Source organism: Rouxiella sp. Mn2063 (assembly GCF_049319665.1).
Taxonomy (GTDB): Bacteria; Pseudomonadota; Gammaproteobacteria; order Enterobacterales; family Enterobacteriaceae; genus JBMOUD01.
Window position 1 is genome coordinate 1 of record NZ_JBMOUD010000035.1, and the last position, 4,515, is coordinate 4,515.

Here is a 4,515-nt window from a genome sequence, read left to right on the forward strand (position 1 = left end):
ACGGTAGTGATTGCTGCAGTCAGGGTAGTTTTACCGTGGTCAACGTGGCCGATAGTACCAACGTTAACGTGCGGTTTTGTACGTTCAAACTTTTCTTTAGACATCGATTGTCCCTCTAAGACACGGTTAAATCGGTGGTATCACCACATCAACCAAGCAATATGCTTGACGAATTAAGTTACAGAAAGAAATCAGGGAGGGGAGAAATATGAAGTGGTGCTGATAGGCAGATTCGAACTGCCGACCTCACCCTTACCAAGGGTGCGCTCTACCAACTGAGCTATATCAGCACATCTTGCTTGTTGGAGCGGGCAGTGGGAATCGAACCCACATCATCAGCTTGGAAGGCTGAGGTAATAGCCATTATACGATGCCCGCATCCTAGAACTCGGCTACCTGATTTTTCTGAAGAACACTCAGGGTGGAATGAAGTTATCAACTTGGCATTCCGCACCTTCACCTCAAGTGCCCTTTCAAACTGATGTTTGAACAGTGGAACACTCAAGGTAGGATGTTTATCTTCTCTGGACTACTCAGCGACCGTTCAGCTTTCGCTGCCCTTCTCACTGAGAGAGAAGATGGTGGTGGGGGAAGGATTCGAACCTTCGAAGTCGATGACGGCAGATTTACAGTCTGCTCCCTTTGGCCGCTCGGGAACCCCACCTAATTGTGTAAGTACTTGATGGTGCCGGCTACCGGAATCGAACTGGTGACCTACTGATTACAAGTCAGTTGCTCTACCAACTGAGCTAAGCCGGCATCAAGTGCTGCGCATTCTAGGGAGACTCGGCAGTGTATGCAACAAAAAAATTGCGATTTTTTTTCTTTCGCTCACCTTTTATTCAAAAACAGTGTTTTAGACCTATTTTTATACGCAAATAGCATAAAGAGCGACCAACAAAGCATTGCTTCTCATAGATAAAAGACGACCAATAAAACCAAAGTGCCTTTCTAATTAGTGCTTCAAAGAATTAATTTTTTTCTGACCACCTCTTTTCTGCAACTTTTTTGCAACTTTTCTTAGACAAGTTGTGCCGTTTCATTTATTTCTTATTCGTTTTTTTAACTTCCTCAAAGAAATAGATAACGCAGAAGAAAAATGTCTACTGCATAAAACAAGCTGTCTATAATAGTCAGCTGATTTACTGTCTGGACTCGGCGGATGTCGCCTATCCTGACCTGCGCTAACAGGCAGATCGTATCTTATGAAAAAAAGAGATTTATCCTTGGCCACGCCTTATCTGCAGTTTGATCGTGAACAATGGGCAGCCTTACGTGATTCTGTTCCATTAACACTGAAAGAAACGGAAGTCGTAAAACTGAAGGGCATCAATGAGGATCTATCCCTCGAAGAAGTCGCACAGATTTATCTGCCGCTCTCTCGCCTTCTCAACTTTTATATCAACTCCAACCTTCGCCGCCAGGCAGTCCTTGAGCAGTTTCTCGGCACTGACGGCCAGAAAATACCTTATATCATCGGTATCGCCGGGAGTGTTGCTGTAGGGAAAAGTACGACAGCACGTGTCTTACAAGCCTTATTAAGCCGCTGGCCTGAACATCGCAGCGTTGAGCTGATTACCACAGATGGTTTTCTCTATCCTAATAAGACGCTGCAAGAGCGTGGGATTATGAGGAAAAAGGGCTTCCCACAGTCTTATGATATACATCAGTTGGTCAAGTTTGTTTCTGAGCTGAAATCAGGTGCTAAAAGCGTCACAGCACCGGTTTACTCCCATCTCATCTACGATGTCATCCCTGATGGTAATAAAGTGATTGAGCAGCCAGATATTCTGATTTTGGAAGGGTTAAATGTTCTGCAAAGCGGGATGGATTATCCTCATGATCCTCATCGCGTGTTTGTTTCTGATTTCGTTGATTTCTCTATCTATGTTGATGCCCCAGAAGACTTATTGCAGAGCTGGTATATCAATCGCTTCTTAAAGTTCCGCCAGGGTGCGTTCACTAATCCTGATTCTTATTTCCATAACTATGCCAAGTTATCGGAAGCCGAAGCAATCAATACGGCAACAGGGCTATGGAATGATATTAATGGCCTAAATCTGAAAGAAAATATCCTGCCAACTCGTGAGCGGGCTAGTCTGATTCTGACCAAAAGCGCTAATCATGCGGTTGAAAGTGTCAGGTTGCGGAAATAATTAAGGAGGGCAGATGCTCTCCTTAGACATGATGTTACAACGAGCAATATAGCTGTTGCTCGTTATCTTCCACGTAGTGATATTTCTCCACCAATGAAAGGTTTAATCACGCCATCCTGCTCTAGCAATAGTGCGCCTTGTTGATCGATGCCACGCTCAATGCCATGAACCTCTTTATCGCCAATCAATAATTTAACCGGGCGGTCCAAGAAGTTATCCAAACGACGCCAACGTGAAATAAATGGCGCAAGCCCTTCTTGTTCAAATTGATTTAATGAACTACGTAGCTGTTTTAGTAACGTCACCGTTAGCTCATTACGATCAATCTCTATTCCCGCTTCTTGTAGATTAATCCAGCCTTGGTTAATGACATCGCCTGCAGGTTCTCGCATCTTTAAGTTGATACCTGCGCCAATCACTAATTGTGCTGCATCGCCGGTTTTACCGATAAGTTCAACTAAAATACCGGCAAGTTTGCGATCTTTAAGGTAAAGATCGTTTGGCCACTTAACCCGAACATCTTCAGCACCAAGGCTTTGCAAAACTTCAGTCATAACGATACCAATGACCAAACTTAGTCCCATTGCTGCCGCCGGTCCTTGCTCTAATTTCCAATACATGGACAGATAAAGGTTCGTACCAAAGGGAGAAAACCACTTCCTGCCGCGCCGTCCGCGTCCAGCCTGCTGATATTCTGCAATGCAAGCGTCACCAGAACTCAGTTTGTCGATGCGGTCGAGTAAATACTGATTGGTTGAATCAATGACGGGCAACACCTCAACTTTACCTTCAGGTAAAGCTGCAATGATTTTTGCCGGATCGAGTAACTGAATAGGCGCAGGCAAGCTATAGCCTTTCCCTGGGACCGTAAAAATATCTAATCCCCAATCTCTTATGGTTTGAATATGTTTATTAATTGCGGCTCGGCTCATGCCGATATCAGCGCCCAATTGCTCGCCAGAATGAAATTCACCATCAGAGAGGATCTCAATCAGACGCAATGGAATGGTAATATCCTTCATGATAAGGCCTCTACTGCGTTGATTTCACCCTGTGCAGAGATAAAACGTACTTCAGGCTCTAACCATACTGAGAACTTATCCGCAACGCGGTTTCTTACATGCTGCGCCAAGGCTAGTACATCGCTTCCCGTAGCATTATCTTGGTTAATAAGTACCAGGGCTTGCTGTTGATGTACAGCTGCTCCTCCAATGCGCAAGCCTTTTAAACCTGCCTGTTCCACTAACCAACCCGCTGCTAACTTTATTTGCCCATTAGGTTGAGGATAGGCAGGAATAGTTGGGTAGTGTGCACGTAACTGTTCAACTAATTCAGCATCGACAACAGGATTTTTAAAGAAACTACCGGCATTACCCGTAATAGCAGGATCAGGCAATTTACTACGACGCATAGCACACACAGAATCGAATATCTGCTGTGGCGTTACGGATTCTGGTGTCAATCGAGTGAGATCGCCATAAGTGAGCGTCGGCTGCCATTGTTTACGGAGTTTTAAACCAACAGAGACGATGGCATAACCCTGCTTATAAGCGTGTTTGAAAATGCTCTCCCGATAGCCAAATTGGCACTCAGCGGCAGATAAGCGAGTAGTTGCGCCAGTATCCAAATTCAACACATCGACATAATCACAAACGCTTTTTAATTCAATGCCATAAGCGCCTATATTCTGTATAGGTGCAGATCCTGCGCAACCAGGGATCAACGCAAGGTTTTCTAATCCCGGCAAGCCTTTTTCCAGGGTATAACACACCAGTTGATGCCAGTTCTCGCCTGCGCCAACGTGTAATAACCACGCAGTTTCGCTCTCAGTAACGCTAATGCCTTTGATACGATTTTGTACCACAACCCCGTCAAAATCTTCGAGAAACAGAACATTACTGCCCTCTCCTAATAACAACATTGGCTTGAAACTGTCTTTTGCCTGCTGCCAAGCGCTCACTAATTCTTCTGAATTTGTTGCAATAATGATCCGCTCAGCGTTAGCCGCAATAGAAAAGGTATTTAGATACTTTAAGGATGTGTCGCTCTTCGACATGAAGCTATTACTCATTCGTTACGTCATTGCACATAGTCTACCCGATCCTCTGCGAGGCAATGTAAAAGTTTTCTGGGTAGCAGTCTGTTAGAAGGGAATTTTTTATATTTGCTAAGTAAAAGAAGGGAAAATAGAATAAAAATGATGGGGATAGACATGTTTTACGTCCATATTTTCATCTTTCCCCCAATAGAAAAAGCCCTTCACTTACGTGAAGGGCTTCGTCTTTATTTGATGCCTGGCAGTTCCCTACTCTCACATGGGGAGACCCCACACTACCATCGGCGCTACGGCGTTTCACTT

Annotated in this window: 4 protein-coding genes and 4 tRNA genes; 1 reads left to right on the top strand and 7 read right to left on the bottom strand. The window is 44.5% G+C overall.

Annotated elements, in window-relative coordinates:
- The 5 genes from ACL9RG_RS22625 to ACL9RG_RS22645 all read right to left on the bottom strand — a co-directional run.
- Positions 1-104, bottom strand: a 104-nt coding sequence (locus ACL9RG_RS22625; protein WP_005651251.1) for a GTP-binding protein, incomplete at its 3' end; no start/stop codon positions are given.
- 110 nt (positions 105-214) lie between these two features.
- Positions 215-290, bottom strand: a tRNA-Thr gene (locus tag ACL9RG_RS22630).
- Positions 291-303: 13 nt separating this feature from the next.
- Positions 304-378: transfer RNA gene (locus tag ACL9RG_RS22635), tRNA-Gly, on the bottom strand.
- Between the two features lie 201 nt (positions 379-579).
- Positions 580-664, bottom strand: a tRNA-Tyr gene (locus tag ACL9RG_RS22640).
- A gap of 19 nt (positions 665-683) precedes the next feature.
- A tRNA-Thr gene (locus tag ACL9RG_RS22645) sits at positions 684-759 on the bottom strand.
- Positions 760-1,205: 446 nt separating this feature from the next.
- Between ACL9RG_RS22645 and coaA the strand changes: the two genes are divergently transcribed.
- Entirely contained in the window at positions 1,206-2,156 is a 951-nt protein-coding gene (gene coaA, locus ACL9RG_RS22650; protein ID WP_422794902.1) for a type I pantothenate kinase, read from the top strand.
- Positions 2,157-2,218: 62 nt separating this feature from the next.
- Here the strand turns inward: coaA and birA are convergent, their stop codons facing one another.
- Together birA and murB are read right to left on the bottom strand one after the other, a co-directional pair.
- Complete coding sequence (birA, locus tag ACL9RG_RS22655) at positions 2,219-3,178, bottom strand: bifunctional biotin--[acetyl-CoA-carboxylase] ligase/biotin operon repressor BirA (protein WP_422794903.1); 960 nt, start codon at positions 3,176-3,178, stop codon at positions 2,219-2,221.
- Complete coding sequence (gene murB, locus ACL9RG_RS22660) at positions 3,175-4,212, bottom strand: UDP-N-acetylmuramate dehydrogenase (RefSeq protein WP_422794904.1); 1,038 nt, start codon at positions 4,210-4,212, stop codon at positions 3,175-3,177. Before murB ends, birA begins: the two co-directional genes overlap by 4 nt.
- Positions 4,213-4,515: the final 303 nt, after the last annotated feature.